At 49.5% G+C, this 20,317-nt stretch carries 15 protein-coding genes; 8 read left to right on the top strand and 7 right to left on the bottom strand.

Annotated features, from left to right (window positions below; all coding sequences use genetic code 11):
* Nucleotides 1-5: 5 nt before the first annotated feature.
* Nucleotides 6-3,008: a hypothetical protein gene (locus tag EKK48_23020; GenBank protein ID RTL37564.1), complete on the bottom strand. Its 3,003-nt coding sequence runs from the start codon at nucleotides 3,006-3,008 to the stop codon at nucleotides 6-8.
* Nucleotides 3,009-3,048: 40 nt separating this feature from the next.
* Here EKK48_23020 and EKK48_23015 point away from each other — a divergent pair, with 40 nt between their 5' ends.
* From EKK48_23015 to EKK48_23005, 3 genes are all read left to right on the top strand, one after another.
* Nucleotides 3,049-3,582, top strand: coding sequence for an HAD-IIIA family hydrolase (locus EKK48_23015; GenBank protein RTL37563.1), 534 nt, complete (start codon nucleotides 3,049-3,051; stop codon nucleotides 3,580-3,582).
* 62 nt (nucleotides 3,583-3,644) lie between these two features.
* Nucleotides 3,645-4,577 (top strand): hypothetical protein, encoded by a 933-nt coding sequence (locus EKK48_23010; protein ID RTL37562.1) that lies wholly within the window; start codon nucleotides 3,645-3,647, stop codon nucleotides 4,575-4,577.
* Nucleotides 4,577-5,284, top strand: a complete 708-nt coding sequence (locus tag EKK48_23005; protein RTL37561.1) for a DUF374 domain-containing protein — start codon at nucleotides 4,577-4,579, stop codon at nucleotides 5,282-5,284. Before EKK48_23010 ends, EKK48_23005 begins: the two co-directional genes overlap by 1 nt.
* Before the next feature lie 35 nt (nucleotides 5,285-5,319).
* On the opposite strand, the gene EKK48_23000 is transcribed toward EKK48_23005, so the two are convergent.
* The 5 genes from EKK48_23000 to EKK48_22980 all read right to left on the bottom strand — a co-directional run bounded on the left by EKK48_23000 (nucleotide 5,320) and on the right by EKK48_22980 (nucleotide 9,973).
* Complete coding sequence (locus EKK48_23000) at nucleotides 5,320-6,111, bottom strand: hypothetical protein (protein RTL37560.1); 792 nt, start codon at nucleotides 6,109-6,111, stop codon at nucleotides 5,320-5,322.
* 23 nt (nucleotides 6,112-6,134) lie between these two features.
* Entirely contained in the window at nucleotides 6,135-7,196 is a 1,062-nt protein-coding gene (locus EKK48_22995) for a DUF4259 domain-containing protein (protein RTL37559.1), read from the bottom strand.
* Nucleotides 7,197-7,288: 92 nt separating this feature from the next.
* Nucleotides 7,289-8,032 carry a nucleotidyl transferase gene (locus EKK48_22990; protein ID RTL37558.1) on the bottom strand — a complete coding sequence of 248 codons (744 nt, stop codon included), beginning with the start codon at nucleotides 8,030-8,032 and terminating at the stop codon, nucleotides 7,289-7,291.
* On the bottom strand, nucleotides 8,001-8,978 hold the full coding sequence (locus tag EKK48_22985; protein RTL37557.1) for a galactokinase: 978 nt from the start codon (nucleotides 8,976-8,978) through the stop codon (nucleotides 8,001-8,003). Before EKK48_22985 ends, EKK48_22990 begins: the two co-directional genes overlap by 32 nt.
* Nucleotides 8,975-9,973, bottom strand: a complete 999-nt coding sequence (locus EKK48_22980; GenBank protein RTL37556.1) for a Gfo/Idh/MocA family oxidoreductase — start codon at nucleotides 9,971-9,973, stop codon at nucleotides 8,975-8,977. Before EKK48_22980 ends, EKK48_22985 begins: the two co-directional genes overlap by 4 nt.
* A gap of 399 nt (nucleotides 9,974-10,372) precedes the next feature.
* On the opposite strand from EKK48_22980, the gene EKK48_22975 reads away from it, so the two are divergent.
* Nucleotides 10,373-12,034 carry a phospholipid carrier-dependent glycosyltransferase gene (locus tag EKK48_22975; GenBank protein ID RTL37555.1) on the top strand — a complete coding sequence of 554 codons (1,662 nt, stop codon included), beginning with the start codon at nucleotides 10,373-10,375 and terminating at the stop codon, nucleotides 12,032-12,034.
* A gap of 38 nt (nucleotides 12,035-12,072) precedes the next feature.
* Here the strand turns inward: EKK48_22975 and EKK48_22970 are convergent, their stop codons facing one another.
* A complete protein-coding gene (locus EKK48_22970) occupies nucleotides 12,073-15,423 on the bottom strand; it encodes an efflux RND transporter permease subunit (GenBank protein RTL37554.1) in 3,351 nt (1,116 codons plus the stop codon).
* 160 nt (nucleotides 15,424-15,583) lie between these two features.
* Between EKK48_22970 and EKK48_22965 the strand changes: the two genes are divergently transcribed.
* From EKK48_22965 to EKK48_22950, 4 genes are all read left to right on the top strand, one after another.
* Nucleotides 15,584-16,261 carry a response regulator transcription factor gene (locus tag EKK48_22965; protein RTL37553.1) on the top strand — a complete coding sequence of 226 codons (678 nt, stop codon included), beginning with the start codon at nucleotides 15,584-15,586 and terminating at the stop codon, nucleotides 16,259-16,261.
* Nucleotides 16,254-17,546, top strand: coding sequence for a HAMP domain-containing histidine kinase (locus EKK48_22960; GenBank protein ID RTL37552.1), 1,293 nt, complete (start codon nucleotides 16,254-16,256; stop codon nucleotides 17,544-17,546). Before EKK48_22965 ends, EKK48_22960 begins: the two co-directional genes overlap by 8 nt.
* A 150-nt stretch (nucleotides 17,547-17,696) precedes the next feature.
* Nucleotides 17,697-18,242, top strand: coding sequence for a hypothetical protein (locus EKK48_22955; GenBank protein RTL37551.1), 546 nt, complete (start codon nucleotides 17,697-17,699; stop codon nucleotides 18,240-18,242).
* A 319-nt stretch (nucleotides 18,243-18,561) separates the two neighbouring features.
* The gene (locus EKK48_22950) at nucleotides 18,562-20,277 is read left to right on the top strand and encodes a glycosyltransferase family 39 protein (protein ID RTL37550.1); all 1,716 of its coding nucleotides are present in this window, start codon (nucleotides 18,562-18,564) and stop codon (nucleotides 20,275-20,277) included.
* Nucleotides 20,278-20,317 lie beyond the last annotated feature (40 nt).

Below are 20,317 nucleotides of genomic sequence, written 5' to 3'. Positions count from 1 at the left end.
AATAGTCAAGCGGAATGGTCATTGGCGCTTGTCTTTCGTCGACCGATGAAGAAGGCGTATGCCGAGATGCTGAAGAGTGTCAACGCCCAGAGGCAGGCGCCTCCGTAAAACGAAAGCGGTTCGTACTGAAATAGCACTTCGTGTTGACCCTCCTTCACCAGCACTGCGTCGAACAAGTAATCTGCGCGCAGCAACTCATCAGGCTTACCATCGACGTACACGGTCCAGCCCGGGTAAAACTGGTTGTTCAGCATCAGAATTCCGTCGTGTTTCGAATCCACCGCAACTTTTACTGTCAGCGGCGTATCCAGGATTATCTTCTGGCTGCGTAACTCTTCGTTTGTTATAACCGGCGGAAGCATCGCTGGCTCTATTTGATCGGGCGACAAGAGTACAGTCGAGTGGATGTTGAAGTCTTTCGATCTTAGTTTTGTTAGGGTCTCTGAATCGTCTTTTGCTATTAATGCCTGGTAAAACATCGATGCGCGAGGCAAAGCAGTTGCTGTTTTGAATATTTTGACCTCCTTGTCGTAAACAAGTTGAGGAGCGGCTTCTGCGGTGTTGTCTGCCGTCGGTTTGGAGGGAGCGAGTGTCGAGTTGGAAAGCTGAATGTCCGCCCAGCCGCCCCAGTCGCCTGATGTGTTCGTGCCCGGACCAGGCGTGACTTCGAATACTAATTTGATTGATTGACCCGCAAATTTAGATAAATCAACCGATTCTGAGAGCCAGTGCCGATCGGCATCTTTGCGCTTCGGTTCTATGTTGCGGCTAAAAACATTGATGTCTTTTGCGCTTGCAATTACGTGCACCGCAAAGGTCATGCCATCACTGTCTGCTATATCGCGCACCTGTGGATCGATCGCGATGGAGAAATTTAAAAATGGTTTGGTTCTATCAACGATGCATTGATAATCCACGCTGTCTAGGGCTCGAGAGCCGCGTGGATGCTGAAATAAGACGTGCTTCGTCTGGTTGTCGATCGTGAATGCATCCAGTCTTAGGAACTGTGGTTCGGCTTTCGAGCGATCGACAATTGACTGAATAATTTCAGTCGGTTTCCCTTGAAAGTGATCTCTAGTTGCTAGCAGATACCGAATTGAAGAAAGATACCAGAGCCTATCCAGTTTGAATTGATCGGCGCTGGCAAAGAGCGGATCAGCGAGCTTTTCCGTACCGTTGAATCGATTTGTCAGGTTGAAGTCTGCAAGCTCAGTTGGCTCGTGTTCCGTCAAGAAATTGCGAATGAAATTAAGATATCTGGCTGGATACATTGCATCCAGGTTACGAATGTCTCGCAGCTGAAATGCACTAGACCAATTTGGAAAGAGCACTCCATCGAATCCCAGCACTCGCTCGGAGTCATTCAAATTGGATTTGAGCCAGGTTACATACGGAGCGCCTTTGTATGGATTTGCTTGCTGGTCTGCAAGCTGATGGAACCAGTAAAACATTGGTAGCAAAAAGCAAGTAGATAAATCGGTGCAAAGCAGAATTAGCAAAAAGCGGCAGAGTTTAGGGCGCAATAGCGGCTTTGCTGTTGACAGCAGGCTGATACCACATGCGATGCACAAAAGTGCAATCGAGATGGACAGTATCTTGTTGAAGACCATATGAACGACATGGTCTCCCCACAAGAAGCGCTTGTCGTAGAGAGCCGTAGCCAGCAGAATGGCGGTCGCCGTCGAAAAGCCAATTAGCAGAGTGCGTTTTTGCAATCTGCCTGTGGATAGCAAATCGAATCCAATCGCCGCGAGTGTGGCCATAGCGAAGCCCAGAATGGGCTCGCTGTATTTCCAAAATACAACCAGTTTGAAGAGTGGCAGTGCACCTAGAAGATTGATAAAGGGAACGCCGAATTTCTTACAAAGCAGGATGGTTGCAGCGCCCGCAAAGAAAAGAATTATGGGTTTTGCCGCTGCACTCTTTCCAGCGTTTCTATCCAAAGCGAATGAAACAGCCACCATTGCAAACGCAAAGCAGAGCACGCCCCAATATCCGTTAAATCCATCGTATCCAAAACCTGGGCGGACTTTTGCTTCCCCGAGTGGTCCATAAATGAGGGGCGCAAGATAGTTCAGAAAGTGCGCCGGAAAATTCTGCTGAAAGACTGAACCAGGCCCGGACGCTTCTCCTGAGCCAATTGTTCCGGCATGTGAGTTGAACGATTCTCGAATATATTCCAGAAAAGGCAGTATTTGAGGAGCGGCTAAGCCAAGCCCGATAATGCAGCTCAGCGCATACGCAAGAAAGAATCGATTTCTCGTTTTCCAGCCGGTCTTTAGAGTGAGCACGCGGATGAGCAGATATATGCCGCCGATGAAAAGCTCTAGAAATGCCACTTCTGGCATGCCACCAAGAAGAATCATAGCGGTGAAAAATCCACTCAAGATGACTCGGTTGAACGAGATGGATTCGGCTAAAAGCTCCAGCCCGAGAAATAACCCCGGCATCCACATCGAGACGCTTATTTCCGGCATGTTCAAAAACATAATCATGTAACCGGTCAGCATGAAAGAAATTGCACCAAATATGGAGCCATAGGCTCCAATGAGCCGGCGCAGATAGAGGTTGGTCAAAACTCCGGCGAGCAAGAGTCGCGCCAATACGAAAAGGTCATCAGTGCGTGGGCTGGGCGCCAGACAGGCGATCAAAACGAGAGGGTTAAACGGCTGTGATTGCATATTCGCCAGCAGCGGTGCGCCGAAGCCGTTGTAGGGATTCCATAACGGTGGAATCATTAGCTTGAAGTATTGGTTATGCAAAAGTGCGTAGCTGGGCTCTGAGAACCAGGCCGGAGCGCCATCGTCATTTGAACGGCGGCTCTGACGCACTTCTTTGTTTTGCTCATAAGCGCCATACGGCATAATACTGGAGGCATCGCCGGCGCTATGAATCAGTGTCTTGTTTCCCCAGATAACCGGAAAAAATAGTATGTTCAAGAGCGCAAGCAAAATCAGGACCGGCACAAGCGTTTCAGGCTTAAATAGCTTCTTTAGCCTGTCAGACACGCTGTATGATCTCCTCTGGCTTCGCTTTTATCGGTGACCGATGCTCAAGACACTTTTTCTAGATCGAGACGGAATCATAAACGAAATCGTCATGCGCGAGGACGTTGTCTCTTCGCCGCGGACGCTTTCCGAGTTCGTTATACGCCCGGACTTCATTGAATTCTACAGGCGTCTCGACAGTAGTTCCTTGAGTGTATTCGTGGTCTCAAATCAGCCCGATGTGCGGCGGGGCGCTATCGCGGCGGCTGACCTGGAGCAGATAATCGCCGAAATGAAGGCGCGATTTAAGTTCACAGAAATTCTTCATTGCGTACATGATGATCGGGATCAGTGCGACTGCCGAAAGCCAAAACCAGGCATGATTTCAGGGCTTTTGCAAAAGTACGACCGGCGCGCCGATGAAGCGATTATCATTGGCGACAGCTATAAGGATATTTTAGCCGGCAAGGCTGCCGGCATTGGAACGGTATACTTACAACAAGGTTATAACGCTCTTGGCGCATGTGTGCCTGATTACGTGGTAACCCAACTGACAGAGGTTTTTGACCTCCCTCCATTTTTGAACTTGTCATGAGTGTCTGGCTGTAGTTTGACTTAACAAAGCCGATGTCAACAAAGATAAGTAAGCGGTGAAATATGACAGCAACAACATCTATCGACTACCAGGTCTTCATGACCGATGGCAGTTCCAAAATCTCGGTCAAACGAGATCAAGCCGGCGCCGAAACTGCGTGTCAGTTTTTGGAGAAGGGTGGTGTCATTTATTTCCCCGAATCACCGTTCAAGTTCAGCGAAAGTGATCGCGCATTTTTACTTGCTCAAAAGCAGAAGGACGCTGATTATCACAAAAACATCGCTTATCGACCGAAAGAAGATCGCGTCACGGGCTTTGTTTCGCCGACCAAAGAGGAAGCTGAGCAACTGCGGCGCATCATGGCGGACTTTCACTCCCAATCTATTCGCTTTCTGACAAGCTTTCTCGCCCCATATGCGAGGCACTGGAAAATCGATTTTGCCAGCTTCAGACCAATCGAAGAGAAGGGCAGAAAGATGCGTCTGCGCGCTCGAAACGACTTATTGCATGTCGATTCGTTCCCGACGCGCCCCATATTTGGTGACAGAATTTTACGCACCTTTATCAACATCAACCCGACCGAGAACCGCGTCTGGAACACATCTGAGACGTTTGAAAAGCTGGTCGAGCAGTTTCAATCTGATGTGCGAGTTCCCGGAGATTTGAACAAAGTCACGCCGGATGCGCCTACAGCTCTTACCGCTTTCAAAAAAATGTTGGGATTGAAGGCAAACGGCACTTCTCCATACGATAGCTGGATGCTCGACTTTCACAATTTCCTGAAAGAGAACAGTGAGTTTCAGGAAAAGACGCGCAAGGATTTGTGGCAATTTCCGCCCAATTCTTCCTGGATTGTTTTCACCGACATGGTCAGCCACTCGGTGCTCTCGGGGCGATATGCCATGGAGCAGACGATTATAGTCGACAAGCGAGATCTCGTGCTTCCGGAAAAAGCACCAATCAATATTCTTAAGCGCGCTTACAATCGAGTCTGATGGCTAAATTTCGAGTACGCAACATTCTCGGCAAGTTGCCATTTACCGACGGCTTGCGCTTGAGTGCGTTGGAAGGCTTTTGCACTAACGGAATCCACTTTTTCGATAGCAGTTACACTACTCAGCGCGTCTACTCGCCAAAAGCCAAAGCTTTCCTCGACGCAGGCAATTCTGCTTTATTTGCTGTTCCGCACGGAAGAATGATCGGCTTACTGCGTTTTCAGGACGTGCGTTCGCGAGTAACAATTTTGATCAGTCCCAGTCGCGATGGAGAAATTATCGCCCGAACTATCACCAATCTTGGTTTGACCGCTTCTCGCGGTTCACAGAAGCAAGGAGCCGTCAAAGGCGGATTGCAGATGGTCAAAGCAGCAGAAGCTGGAAAGCATCTTGTCGTTATGATCGACGGACCGCGCGGACCGGCATACGAAGTAAAACCGGGCATCATCAAGATGGCTGAAATTACAGGACTGCCGATTATTCCCTTCTCTGCTTCGTCTCGTAACGCCATGTACATGTGGGGGTGGGACAGTTTCATGGCCACTCACTTCGGTAGCCCTATCTTGCATGTTTTTGGTGATCCTATAGTGGTGCGTGATGGCTCTACTGATGACGAGCGTGAGTCGCTGCGATTGCAACTTGAGAGGCAACTGCAGGCTATGCGCACTGTCGCCGACAATTTTTGGAAGATGACAAATCAGAGTTAGCGCCTGGAAGTAAGCATGTTCTGAAGGACATGCAACTAGAGCTTGATTCCAAGCTCCGCGCACTTCTTTACGAAAAGCTCCTGACCATATTCGTAAAGTTCGATGTCCAGCTCATTCATAGAGCGAATTAGTTCGATTGTCTGCGCGTCTTTCTCCGCTGCCTTTGATTTTTCAGGCGCTCGATTGATTTCAGGATTCGTGATGTTCTTCCAGCCCATGACTCTTGCCGTCAGCTCGAGACTCTGGGGGAAATATTCCTGAAGACCAACCACTGCAAATCGATTTTTCACATTGTCTTTTGCTTCTTCAAGCATTTCACGTGTGCAACCGCCTATAGGAACGTTCGAGCAATCGGTGCTGCACAAAAAGCGCAGATGGAGATTATCTATTTCCATCGTCGGCTTGCTTTCGAAAAACGCTTGCGGTGAAATATCTTCATTGACTACCCAGTCATGCAAATAGTGACTTTCACTGGTGCGGATGTAGTAATAATATGAAATCAGTCGAGCCACCGGCTCACGCAGCACGGTAATGTGCAGTGGCTTCGCCGGTAGTGTCAGGTTTACGAAGAAGCTGAACGGCAGATGTCCGACGATTGCCGCATAGCGGGACTGCGGCTGACTTGCGTACTCGACCAGTCTGTCACGATTGTCGAGCGTGTAAAAATCCAAAACGGAATTGCTGGGCAGGTTGTCTTTAATGAATTGATGGAACGACATTCCTGCTGTTTTCGGAATGTGATTGAAAATTGCGACGCGGTCGAAACTGCGACGAGATTCAATCTCTCGTTGCAAGCGCCCTTTGATGCGATTCAATGTGTGTCGCACAAGTCCTACCGCTCTGCTACTTGCTATTTAGCCATCATCTTTTTCATGCGTTCGCGGTCTTTGGCTGCCATGTCGAAGCTGCCCAGAGCCTCGTAGCAATCAGCCCTTCGACCGAACGCTTCCTCGAAATTCGGATTCAGTTCAATTACTTTTGTGAAGTCTGTAGCGCCCTTCAAATATAGTCCCAGGGTTTCATAGGCTATGCCTCGAATCCAGTAAGCATCCCATCCATCAGGTTTCTTCGCTATGAGTGTGGTCAGATCGTCTATGCACTCGTGATAGCGCTCCAGGTGGAAATAAGCTTGTGCTCGCAGATGGTAGGCTTGCGTGACTTCCTTTCCGATGCGCAGTGAACGTTCGAAGCTGTCGACGGCTTTCTCATAGCGTCCGAGAGACAGATAGCACGTGCCTTTTCCCAAATAAGCAAGCTGAGCATTTGGATCGAGTTTCAACGCTTGATCGTATTTTGCAACGGCACCTTCGTGGTCTCCTCTCGATATAAGCGCCAGCGCTTCATCGCAAAGTTGGTTTGTGCCTTCCACGGTCGAACTTGCTTGCTGCATACTCTCTGCTAGTTTTGTCGCATAGACCTCGCTCTCGCGCAGTCTCTTTGTCAAGTCTTCGATGATGCGATACCATTCTTCGGCCGAGTCAGTGTCGTCCCAGAGTTCTTTCAGTTCTGAGTTTTTGCTGACGCGCTCTACAACGCGCAATGCCATATCTACTATCTCTGCGCCGGGAATAAAGTTGCGGTCTTTTACCCATTCCACGGCTTCAGGAGGAAGCTTTGATGATGGATTGCCAGCGCCGGCAGCCACTATTTCTGCTGCCGCGATGCCGCATTCGCACTCCGTTGATTGCAGGTAGTCGTTAGCGCTGAGTCTGCTTGCTGCCATCAGGGCACGGAAGACCCGGTCTGCACCTTTGGCTTGCAGCAGTTCCTGGAGCCAGTCACGGGCGCCGTCGTTTCCAAAGCTGCTTACATCCCAGGAACCCAATTTACAACTCCTCTCGGCTTTGTTGTTCTGTGATTTGATAAGTATAGAGCACGCACTGGTGGTGTGCGGGGTTTTTGGGGCACGCAAGTCGGGTTAGAGGGGCACGCAGGATGCGCGCGCTCAATTTTCGAGGCACCAGGATGCCTGCGCTCCACATTCGGGGCGGGGACCCACTGTGTCTAATTGCGAGACTGGGCACGGTCCAACAGATATTGTTCGGTTTCGGCGAGACTGGCTGGGGTTCCGATTTCGTAGAAACGTTTTCTTACTTCGAAGCCCGCCATATCGCCGAGGTCGATACAGCGTTCGAAAACCTGCGATAGGTCAAAGGTTTCGTCCGGTTTGAATTCTGAGAAGCAGGATTTGCTTAAAATCGACAAACCGTAGTCAATATGCTGCATTTCAGCAGTCGGATTGTGTTTGCGGTAAACCTTTATTTCACCGTTTTCGAATAGGACGTTGCTTTTGTCCCAGCTGTTTTTGTTCTGAAGCACTGTCATCAAGCCCTTCTTACCGCTCTTGAGAAAGGCTTTGTATACAGGTGCGAATTCAATGTCCAGATAGGTGTCGCCGTATAGAATGCCGAAATTATCCGGGACTGTGTCAAGCGCTGCGAGAATTGCGCCACCTGTGCCCAGTCTTTTGGGACCATCGTACGCGTACTTGATCGAAATGCCATAGCGAGAACCGTCGCCGACGAATTCTTCTATCTGTCCGGCAAGATGTGCAACGCTCAGTATGACTTCGTCTACATGTTGTTCGGCAAGCAGTCTGAGCTGATAATCTATGAACGGCGTTCCGGCAATGGGCATCATTGCCTTGGGCGTCGTTTCCGCGATGGCACCGAGCCTGGTGGCAACGCCGCCAGCCAGTATGATCGTTGGCGGAAAGTCAGACGACAATTTTTGTTCCCTCGAAATCAAAGCGGAAACGCACTTCCGTGAGCCCGGCGTTGCGCATGGAGTGACGAAGCTTCACCTTTTCTTCCGTATAGAACATTAGGAAGCCACCGCCACCGGCGCCGATCAGTTTGCCACCGACTGCGCCATTTTTAAGTGCCAGTTCGTACCAGTCGTCGATGTCTTTGTTGGTCATCGCACCGGATCGCCGTTTCTTGTACTGCCAGTGCTCGTTCATGAGCAGCCCAAATTGATGCAAGTTGCCGCTTTCGAGCGCATCTTTGATCTGCAGACCGAGGTCTTTTACGAAGTGCAGGTTCTCTACCATTTCGCTATCTGAACCTTTCGTCTTTTTATCTTGTTCTTCCAAGATTGAACCGGCTGAGCGAGAGTAGCCGGTAAAGAAGAGCAGCAGGTTGTCTTCGAAGTTGAACAGATCTTCGTTCGATAGTTTGAGGGGCCAGGCTTTAACTTCTCCGTTTCTGGCGAATTCGAAGCAATTGATACCGCCATATGAGGCTATGTACTGATCTTGTTTCCCTATCGGTTCTTTCAATAAATCAATTTCGATATGACAGGCTTGCTCTGCCAGTTCTTTCGGATGGATCAGATTCTTTTTGTAGTGATGCAAAACTTTCAACAGCGCGGTCGCGAAACTGCCCGAGGAACCAAGTCCCGTGCCCGCTGGTATGTCTGCCATGCTCGTCAATTCGAGGTTCAATTCTTCAATTTCGAGTAGTTTCACAGCCTCGCGAATAATCGGATGTTGAATGGATTCGACATCGCGGACTCTTTCCATCTGCGAGTACTTGATGATCATGTCATCGCCGAATGTCTGATGCAGTGTGATGTAGACGTATCTGTCGATTGCGCCTGCTATGAGGAATCCGCCGTGTTGCTCATAGTATGAAGGCAGGTCTGTGCCACCACCACCGATTGATATGCGAAGCGGACTGCGCGCGATAATCATTGAATACCCCCTGCAACTGCTTCGACGGTCCTCTCATAAATCGTATTTACGATGCGCAGCGCTTCTCTTGCATCTCTGGCGCTCGGTTCCGGGTCGCGGTCTTGCTCTATGTCTTTGATGAATTCTTTAAATTCCAGGCTCCACGACAGGTCCTCTCCTGGAAATTGCCAGATGGTCGTTTCTGGAGGACCTAATTGCGGCAACATTTTGTAGAAGGCAAGCTGCTCTGTACCGTAGCTGCCGCCCAGTCCGTCAATCTGTAGCTTACCGTGCTGTCCGTAAATCTCCAGAGAGAAAGTGTTCTTCCACTCGGTCCAGCTCACATGTAACCATGCCATTTGATCTCGTTTAGTGCGCAGCATCATGAAACCGTTGTCTTCCACCGGCATTTGCCAGAAGTATGTTTTGACGTAGCCATCGACGTGCACGAAATCGCCAAGAAACCAGCGCGACAAGTCAATCATGTGCATGCCCTGGTCCAGCAGCTCGCCACCACCACCGATGGCAGGATCGGCGCGCCATTCTTTCTCGTAACCTGGTCGTCCGCCATGTCCGTAGCGACCGCGAATGAACATCAATTGCCCAATCTCGCCGGAATCGACGATCTTTTTTGCTTTGCGTATGGCGGGGTGGAATCTGTGATTAAAGCCGGTTCTGACTTTGAGATTCTTCTGTTCAGCCAGTTCGACAACCGCGTCCAGCTCCTCATAGTGTCGCGCTGCTGGTTTGTCTACGAGCACATGCTTGCCTGCTTGCAGTGCAGCCAGGGTGACGCGTGCTAGATTGTCAGGAGTGGTCGCAACGATCACAACTTCAACGTTCTCGTGCGAAACTGCCGCTTCCCATGACTGCATCGGAATCGTTTCAGGGTAGAGGCGCGCCAGCGCTTCGGCTCTGTCCATGTCCACATCTGCAGCTACGACCAGGTTGTGCCCGTTCAAGTTTTTCGCTCGTTTGTGGCCAATCAGTCCGCATCCAATAATCGCTACGTTCATGCTATCCCCATTGTCGAAATGTCTCGCCTACCTCGTCACTTTCCTGGGATTTTCTTTCGCCTTAACCGAAATGGACAGTGCTGCAGCCTCTGGCTTGAGCAAATACTGACTTGAGCAGTAGTAAAGCATCTGCGAGACGCACGCCTTGCTAAGGAATGTCTCGAATTCGCTAGAGAAGTTATCATACTTCGGCTGCTTTCGGTGGCTTTGGGCACTACACTTTAAGCCTTGAATCTCCCACCCTGGTGGCTTCTGGAGCAGACGCTCGGCTCGACAGTCTGAGAGGGCTCTCTTCAGGCGTTTTGCTGTCGTCATTAAGTTGCTTTTACGCACGGACTTCGGTTCACACATTGTCGTAGGATCTTGGCATCGGTTTTTCCCGCCAGGTTTAGTGTTCCCGTGTCCAACACGATCGATCATGATGTTACTGTCGCCTCGAAATCCGAGTCGGCTGATGCTCCGTGGCGGCAGTTGAGAATCTTTCTGTTGCCGGCAACAGTTTTGTTCTTTGCAGCTCTGGTTCCGATTTGGTTTGCGTTTGAGCACAGAATTCCGACTATCGATGAATCGGGACATATTCTCAATGCTTTCGCTTACGCCGATTTATTCAGGCACCCGCGGCTGCTGCAACCAGAATGGTGGCATCACTTTCTTACAGTAAACAGTTTTTACCCGCCTTTTGCACATATGACAAATGGTCTGTTTAAGGCAATCTGGGGCTCGAGTCGGGCTGTCGATATCGCTGTGCTGACTTTGTTCAATGTGGTGCTTACGCTCAGCACCTACGGTATTACAAAACACTTGACTCGCTCTTATGTTGCGGCAGTGCTTTCAGCAGTCATCATCAATCTCTATCCTGAGCTGGCTCTACTCAATCGCGCCTTCTGGCTCGATTTCCCGCTCACAGCTATGGTTGGATTAGGACTGTTCTCCCTTTTCCACTTTCGGGTTAATCCGACCTGGAAACGCGCCCTGTTAGCGGGTCTCTGTTTGGGCGCAGCTTGCATGACCAAGCAGATAGCCGTCGCCTATCTTATCCTACCGGCGGCAGTTGTTTTTTTTGAGCGCGTTATTGGACACAGGAAATCGTATGCGGATGCGGGCAAATTAGTAATGGCTGGTTTTATCACCGGTGCCCTGAGTGCTCCCTGGTTTCTTTTGAACGCGGCAAAAGCTCGATTGATGGCTGATGATTGCGCCGTGCATATCACACATACACAATCATTCGCTGAGAATTTGCTGCACTATGCGCAAGTTCTTCCAGCCACAATGTCACCGCTTTTGATGGCAGTGTTTATTGTGGGATTGTTTGCCGCGCGAAACATTGTCGCGCGACAACTCTATCCTCTACTGTTCTCTGCGATAGGTGGTGTGGCTGCGGTTAGCACACTGGGCTGGATTTTGCCAAAACCTCAATACATTGCACCAGCTCTGATTACTGCTGCAGTTGTTTCAGGCTGCTTCCTTGGTCTCTTAATCGAGAATCGCAATACCTTGTTGAAGAGATGTGGTTGGTTGATTCTTGCAGCTGCGACATTGCAAATAATCTCTCTGGAGTTTGCACCTTATCCGCTATCATCGCCGCAGTGGATCAGCAACTTCGGCAGAGCCGCCGGGAACACAATTTCTGAGCCGCGACTCGGGATAACCTTTGTCAATCCGCGCCCGGACGTCGATTGGGGTCAATACTGGGCAATGAGAGAGATTGAGAAAGTAGATAAAGGCCATAAGGTTTATTTGAATATTCTTTCCAACTCGCCAGACTTAAATGTGCATACCTTTGAGTTGATCGCACATGATCTAAACAGCACTGTCGTTCCGACGACTTCTCGAAATTACACCATTGGTGGTGACGAGGTGCACTTTACGCCTGCTGAAGCCTTGTATTACCAGTGGTATTTATTGCAAAGCGAAAATCACTACCAGGGTTTTGTTGATCCGGCATCGAAAAAGGCGTTCGAGCAGTTGATACGCTTCGTTCAAACAGGAGAGCACTTTACCCAGGTCGGCAGTCATCAACTGCCTGATGGCAGCAGGCTGAGCCTGTACAGGCAGAAGTGATTCTTGGAATCAGCAGTGCAGGGTTTCCGAGTTTTAACTCAGAAATTCGAATTCGGCTCCGTGTGTGGTTGTTCCGGAGGTACTCGGACCGGCCAGCGCCACGTTATCTTGCAGCCGGATGCGAACCAGCTATATAACGATGGCAGAACAACAAGTGTTAGCAAGGTGGCTGGCAGGATGCCACCCACTATCACTATTGCAAATGGTTTCTGGCTCTGTGAGCCAATTCCATTTGATAGCGCTGCCGGGATCAGCCCGCCGAGTGCCACCAGTGTTGCTATCATGTCCGGACGCAATCTGATCAGACATGCGGCCACCAGCGCCTCTCTATCGAACGACTCGATGCCGCACATTTCGCGTATTTTGGATACGAGAATTACACCGCATTGAATCGACACTCCGAAAAGCGCGATAAATCCGACACCTGCCGAGATGCTGAAGTGAGTTCCTGAAAGGAACAGAGCAATAATGCCGCCGGTCGCAGCAAGCGGTACCGTCAGCATAACGAGCGCCGCAATGTATGCGCTGTTGAAAGCAGTGTAGAGAAGAAGAAAAATCAGTCCCAGGGTGATTGGCACAACCACAGCCAGCCTGGCCATTGCTTCTTGCGCTCTATCAAACTGACCGCTGTATTCGATATGGTAGCCAGGGGGCAGAATCACGTTTTTGGCGATTTCTTTTTGCGCTTCCAGCACCGCCGAGCCAAGGTCTCGCTCGCGAATGTTAGCCTTGACTGCAATGCGCCGCTCGTTTTCGTCGCGCAGAATTGCCGTCGCACCCGCTTGCTCTGATATGCTGGCCAATTGTCCGAGCGGAATCTTCTGCCCCGCCGGAGTGGTGACTAGAATGTTCGGCAGATCTGCTTCATTCTCTCGATATGCCTTCTGGAATCGCAAGACGACCGGGAATCGTTTCTCGCCATCAATCACTTCAGTGATACTTTTACCGCCAACTGACGTTTCCACAATATCCAGAATGTCATTTGAAGTAATGCCATATCTTGCGGCTCGTTCCCTGTCGATCGTCACGATAAGCTGCGGTTGTCCCAACAATTGATCGTTTGCGACATCGACCATGCCTGGCACGCTGGCCACAATTCTGCGGACGTGTTTGCCTATTTCCGTCAAGGTATTGAGATCCGGTCCAAAGATTTTGGCACCGAATTCTCCTTTGACACCACCGATGGCTTCATCCATGTTGTCTTTGATGTACTGCGAAAAGTTGTATAAGAATCCCGGCATCTCGTGGTCAAGCTTTGCTTCGATCGACTTGACCAGAGCTTCTTTGGTTTTGAATTCAGGACCCCACTCAGACTGTGGTTTCAGGTCAACGAGGATTTCGATAGTCGAGTACGTGTTTGGATCTGTCCCGTCGTCGGGTGATCCCACTTGCGATACCACGTTGGTGACCTGCGGGTACTCTTTGATCACGTGCCTGATCTCTCTGGCTACTGACACGGCTTTGTCGAGCGATGCGCTGGTCGGCAGAATTGTGACGCGCATCCAGATGTTGCCCTCTTCCAGCTCAGGCAAAAATTCCGAGCCCAGGAACGGCGTCAGGCAGAGCGAAAAGAGGAGGGCGCTGAATGCAACGATACTGATCATGATGCGATGACTGATGGCGAAGTTTAAAACCGGCAAATACAGTCTCTCCAGCCATGCCATAATCGGACTTTCTCTTTCAGCCGGCAGTCTGCGCCTGTATATCAAATAACAGAGCACTGGAATAACCGTCATAGTGGCGATTACGGCTCCGATTAAATTGAAATTCATGGTCACCGCGAGCGGTCGAAAGAGCTTTCCTTCCACTCTTTCGAAGCTTAGAATCGGCAGAAACGTCATGACGATAATCGATGTCGAAAACAGAATCGGTTTGGCTACTTCTACGGCCGCGTGAACGATTGTGTGACGCACATCCACGCCGCCGTATTTATTCTGTTCGTTCAAATGGGAGAGGTGACGAATGATGTTTTCAACCATTACAACTGCACCATCAACGATGATTCCGAAGTCGATGGCGCCCAGTGATAGGAGGTTTGCCGGCACTTTGCAGAACGTCAACATGCAGAATGCGAAGAGTAATGCCAGTGGAATCACTACGGCGCAAATCAGTGCGCTCCGCACCTGGAATAGGAAAAGCATGAGCAAAACTACGACGAGAACAATTCCTTCGGCGACGTTTTCTCCGATAGTATTGATGGTTCTTTTGACCAGCGCGGTACGATCGTAAAGCGGCTCCAGGTGCATTCCTTCAGGCAGCGAGCGAGCCACTTCGTCCCAGTGTGCTTTGATATTGTCGACTGCGTCAGATGGATTCTCACCGCGACGCATCAGGAGAATTCCTTCAACGACGTCGTCGTCTTCGTTCTTTCCTACCTGTCCTTTTCTGATTGCGGCACCCAGGCTTACATGTGCTACGTCGGCAACACGTATTGGCACATTGTCCTGGTTGGCGGTGATAACGACGTTTTCGATGTCTTTAACTGACCGCAGCAGACCCAGACCTCGAACCATGTAATTTTGATCGTTTTGAACAATATAACTTCCGCCGGTGGAACCGTTTGAACTGGTAATTGCAGCCGCTATTTGTGACTGAGAAATGCCTGTCGCCCTCAATCTGCCAGGGTCGATTTCTACTTGATAAACCTTTGACGGTCCACCAAAGCCGGTCGAATCGACTATTCCTTGTACTGATTTGAACTTGCGATTGAGAATCCAGTCCTGCGCTTCCTTGCGGTCCATTGAAGACCAGTGTTTCCCTTCCACCGTATAGCGAAAAACTTCGCCCACCGGCGAGGCATTTGGATCGAGCTGCGGTTGCACATTGCTCGGTACGGCAGCATTGGCAAGCCTTTCCAGTACTTGTTGTCTGGCTACGTACGGATCGACTGTGTCGTCAAAGACAACAGTTATTACTGAGAGTCCGAAAATTGAAATAGAGCGAGGCGGGTCGGAGTGAGGAATTCCGTTCAATTCCTTCTCGATTGGAATCGTTACTAATTTTTCTACTTCTTCCGCCGCTTTACCGGGGACCTGCGTGATCACGCGCGCTTGCATGTTTGCCACGTCTGGGTACGCTTCTAGTGGAAGCTTCTGATATGCAGCGAGACCACAGGCGATCAAAATTGCCGCAAGCACCAGCACTAAAAAAGGTTTGTGCAGTGTGTGCTCAAAAAATTTATTCACGGGACTTCCTTGAGACCGCAGTAAGTCGTCGAAATGCGCACGCTGACAGCCTGGCGCAGCGCGCCAGCCACCAGCGAAATCAGAGCTAACTATTTTTGTATAGCTGAGTATTGTGCAGAGTTTGTGTGCTGGACATTGCCTCTTTTGCGCGACAAGACGTTGAGTCAGTACCTGTGGTGCTCTTGGGCTGACAGGAAGGATGATTCTCTTAAATTCTTGACAGAATCTTTACGCCGACATCGGGCCTGGAGCATTGCCTTTGTCATGACACCATCACAATAATTAATCCGCTTACCTTTCGAAAGTGTGGAAATGGTGCGCATTTACATAATGTGCAGTATGTTTATCGATTACAATTCTGATAATGAATATCTTGATTGTTGAAGATGATGCTCGCATTGCACATCCACTTCAATTGCATCTGAAGCACGAACATCATCAAGTAGAAGTCGCTTACGACGGGTCTACCGGCCTGGCTATGGCGCTGGAAAATCAATTCGACTTTATATTGCTTGATATCATGCTGCCTGAATTGGATGGACTGAGCGTAGCTCATCAGCTACGCAACGCAGGATGTAATTCCGCCATCATCATGATTACTGCCCGCGATACAACGAAAGATAAAATTGCCGGACTGGAAATGGGCGCCGATGATTATCTTGCTAAGCCGTTCGAGCTCAGTGAGTTGAGTGCGAGAATCAAAGCTATTTCCAGGCGTGGGCGCGAACTCGATCGCCCGATTCTGTCCTATGAAGATCTGGAAGTAGATCAAAATGCCTGCATCGCTCGTTTTCGTGGTACTCCGATCAAGCTGACACCTACTGAATATCGGCTTCTGGCCCACTTTCTAGCCAACCCTTCGAAAGTCTATGATAAGCAGGACCTGATCGATCTTTTGTGGCGACACAATACGTCAATCAGCGACGATATCATTAAGACGCATATGAAAGGGCTGCGCGGCAAACTGAAAGCCGTTGGAGCTTCCAAAGATATTATAGAGACCGTGTACGGCATGGGATACAGGCTTAGAAAAAATGCTTGATGCCCTGGGTCGCCGTTTAACTGCACTTATCATTACGGTCTTTCTTGTTCTATTTAGTTTCTTTGCTGTGGCTGTTTACTGGTGGGTGAGTCATCAACTTGAAGTTGAGGACAAGAAGAACCTGCAAACCTTCAGTCGGACAATCAGTACATCAATCGAGCCGCCTGATGAGGAGGCTCGAGAGCATGCGTTTACTGACAGGGAGGGCAAGATACCGGATGTTCTCGAGCAACATGGACCTGTAGTCAATCAACAGAGCCTCGGCCTGCAATGGTATAGCGACGATGGGACGTTGCTAGCCTCGAAGGGCGGAATCAAGCTCAATTTGCCATTGTCAGTAACGGCCGGTTTTGAAACGCAAAAGGAACCGCACGCAATACTGCTTACAGAACCTGTATTTCGCAAAGGGAAATTGGTTGGCTATGTTCGTACGGGCATGTCTATGGAATTTACTGACCGTGCGCGCGAGCGATTGCGAAATGGGCTTGTCTTCGCGCTCCTGTCCAGTCTTGGACTTACGGCGCTGGCAACCTGGCTGATTGTGAAAGAGGCATTAAAATGTGCGCGAAACGTAATTGAGAAGCTCTCTCAATTTACGGCTGATGCGTCTCATGAATTAAAGTCACCGATCACTGCCATTAAGATGAACGCTGATGTTCTGGCCCAGTATTCGCAGCTGGAACCTCAGGAGAAACAATTGATTTCTTCCATCTCCGATGCGGCGCAGCAGATGAATAGAACCGTGCAAGATCTTTTGCTCTTGGCTCGAGTAGAGGCAATTGAACCGCAAGTGGAGGAGCGTTCCACCTTGGGAGTGTTGCTTACTGAAGTGCTTGCCGAATTATCTATTTTTGCTGAGCAAAAAAATATTCAGATTGTTCCTCACGTCGAGAACCCCGATTTGAAGGTTTCAGTATCTGACGTCGACGTCAAGAGGGTCTTGTCCAACGTTGTAAAAAATGCCATTCAGTATTCGCCATCGGAATCGAAGGTGATGGTCTTTTTGAAAGCGCACAAATCCCTTGTCCAGATTGAGGTTCAAGATTTTGGTGTCGGCATCGGTCCTGAGGACCAGACAAGAATCTTCGACCGCTTCTGGCGAGCCGATAAAGCACGCTCAGGAACCACAGGTGCAAACGCCGCGAATATCGCTACAGGTAGTACTGGCAGTGGTTTAGGACTGTCGATCGCTCAAACGATCGTTCAAAAATATAAAGGTTCCCTCAGTGTTACCAGTGAATCCGGTCAGGGGTCGACTTTCAAAATTTTGTTGCCGCTAGCCTGACGAATTCACTTTCTACACCAGAAACACACCTTTCCCTATTACGCTGAAGATGAGATCACTTGCTTGTCCGCTTAGCTTTGATCATGGTTTTGAAGGTATCCGATGTTCTTCGTCCAGTGTTTTGTATGGTTTGTCTTTTCTTGCGTGCTCATGTCGTTCGTTGAACACCAGGTGCACGCACGCATTATGCACCAGCGCTTTTTCTTGGCCAGCAAAATTCCAGCGTTGGAAAAAGTGTTTCGTCATCACGCTGGTTTGCACCATTCAACATATGCTGTTGCCTTTACAGATAGCCCTGTGGCTAAAGGCGAAGACAAGGGTATTCGTTTGAGTGTTCCTGAAGGCGTTGCCGAGTCCCTGATATTTGCGCTGTTTATTTCGTTGATATCAAAAATTGGAGCGGTTGTTTTTGTTCTAGTGGTGGCGCTGCATCACATGATCTGGAACTTGATTCATCTGGAGATGCACAAGCCTGAGGGGCGTTTTTTCAGTCAGTGGCCTGTCTATAAATATTTGGCGCGCCACCACCTGATGCATCATAAGTATCCATCAAAAAACATGAACGTTGTATTTCCATTCGCAGATTTCGTTCTGGGAACGACAGTTCGTCCCACATATGCCGATATTGCGAAATTCTATCGCGCCGGTTTACTGCCGCGACAAAGATCATTGCGTCACTCCTCGAAAGTATCGTGAGGGTCATGAGATGTACACACCTGATGTATGCGTCGTTGACAAAAAGGTCACATTTGCCGCAGGTTCAAAGCAGGCGCTGAGGCACTTTGCAAAAAGGCTCGAAAGTCTGGGGTGGAACATTGTGGAAACCTGCCAGGACGGTCTAACCGGGCAGTTGTTCGATCGCGGCTCTCACAGCATTGTTATTACTTGTGTGCCCGGTTGCGACGACTGTACGGAGCTGCTCATAACCGTAAGTTCGATGAATAGCCCGTGCGCTGAGGAAACTACCAGCGCGGTCCTGACTGCATTAACTGAATAAATCTGAACGGAATATTGGTTGGAATCAAAGACGATGCTTTCTAGAGAGTATCAGAAATGGGTCATAATCAGCTTCGCGCTGGCGTCGCTGGGTCTGCTCCTTTCGTTGAATTTATTTGGTGTTATTGATCCAAGCGAAGGCTTTTATACTGAAGCCTCCCGTGAGATGTTGGAAAGGCGGGAATTCCTTACTCCCTATTTGAATTTCCACACTTTTTTCGAGAAACCGATTGGCATTTACTGGCTAATAATCGGTGCTTACAAGTTATTTGGAATCAGCGAATTCGCGGCTCGATTGCCGTCGGCACTTGCTGCTATCGCCTCAGCGCTCTTTACTGGATATATACTTTCGAAACTACATCTTCGTCGGGTCGGCTTTTTCAGTGCGCTGGTTTTGCTGACGATGCCACTTTTCGGAATTGTCGGGCGTCTTAGCTTGACCGATATGCCTCTGAGTGCATGTTTGAGCAGTTCGCTGTTGTCTATTTTTTACTATGCCTGCACCAGCGCGAATGGGCATTATTTACTTCTGGGCTATTTCCTGTTGGCATTAGCCGTTCTGATTAAAGGCCCAATTGCTATAGTTTTGGTTGTTGCAATAATACTTTTGAAACAGCTGATTGGGGCTGCTGTGGCACCATCTGCGGTGTTGTCGTCGAACCATTCGGCAGCCTCAGCAAAACCGCCTTTTGCAGATTACTTTTTCAAGTTGTTTGCCGGGCTCTCATCATTCGGCGTGTTCAGCGCTCTGGCCATAATTATGGCTGTGAATTTGCCGTGGTACCTCTACGAGTGCGTGCATACACGGGGTGCCTTCTTTCAGGAGTTTTTCGTAAGGCAGCATTTCTCCCGCTTGCAGGGAGCTCTCAGTCACCAGGAGCCCTGGTACTTTTATCTGGTTGTGTTTGCGGTCGGTACATTGCCGTGGACTTCGTTTCTTACTGGTTTCGTCTCACCGGTCCGTCAATTATTTGGCCCTGCTACTCGGATTCGTTCCAGGCTGGTGCGATTTTCTATGGTCTGGATAGCTGTGATCCTGACGGCGTTCTCCCTGTCTTCAGCGAAGTTGGCTACTTACATTGTGCCTTGCGCCGTTCCAATGTCGGTGCTTGTGGCTATTTCGATGGACTATTTGATTCGACTTGGAAAAACCTCAAGAATAGTGCTATCAGCCTCGATAGCCAATTTCATTTTGCTTGCAGCACCAGTCGGGGCTGCTTTGCTGTTTAGATTCAGATGTGATCGAAATGACCTTTTGGTTCTTGCACTCTCTCTGGCGATTGCTCCTTTTGTCACTTTTTTCGCGCACAGGGCGCGTCGCTCAGCTCAAGTTTTGACTATCAGTGTTTGTGGTCTGTCGCTGGGTATTACTGCTTCGCTGGCCGCATCGTTGCATTGCTATGACGAGGTGAAAAATAGATCTCTTCGCTCTCTGTACCGCACTGTCGCCGCTCAGAATTCAAGCGTCGGAAGTTTCTTACGATTTGCTCCGGGCTCTCTGTTTTATGTGCGCAAACCTATAAACAGTCTTTCCACCGTCGATGATTACCTGCGATTTGTGCGAGACACGCCGGCGCCGCATGTGCTGATTGCGGAAAGCAGCGTCTCAGACCTTTTACCGGCGGTATGTCCGGGGCTTCGGAAAGTCAAAGACGAAGGTGAATACAGCCTCTTAGAGGTCTCAACCGCGCCCATCTCAGTCCAGTCGAGCCAGTCTGAACACATACCCAAATAATTCACGGCTTATTCCAGTCTTATGATGCTCCAGTCTCTCA

Source organism: Candidatus Melainabacteria bacterium (assembly GCA_003963305.1).
Classification (GTDB): Bacteria; Cyanobacteriota; Vampirovibrionia; order Obscuribacterales; family Obscuribacteraceae; genus PALSA-1081.
Note: the sequence above shows the minus strand (reverse complement) of the source record. Positions and strands in the feature narration are given on the sequence as shown.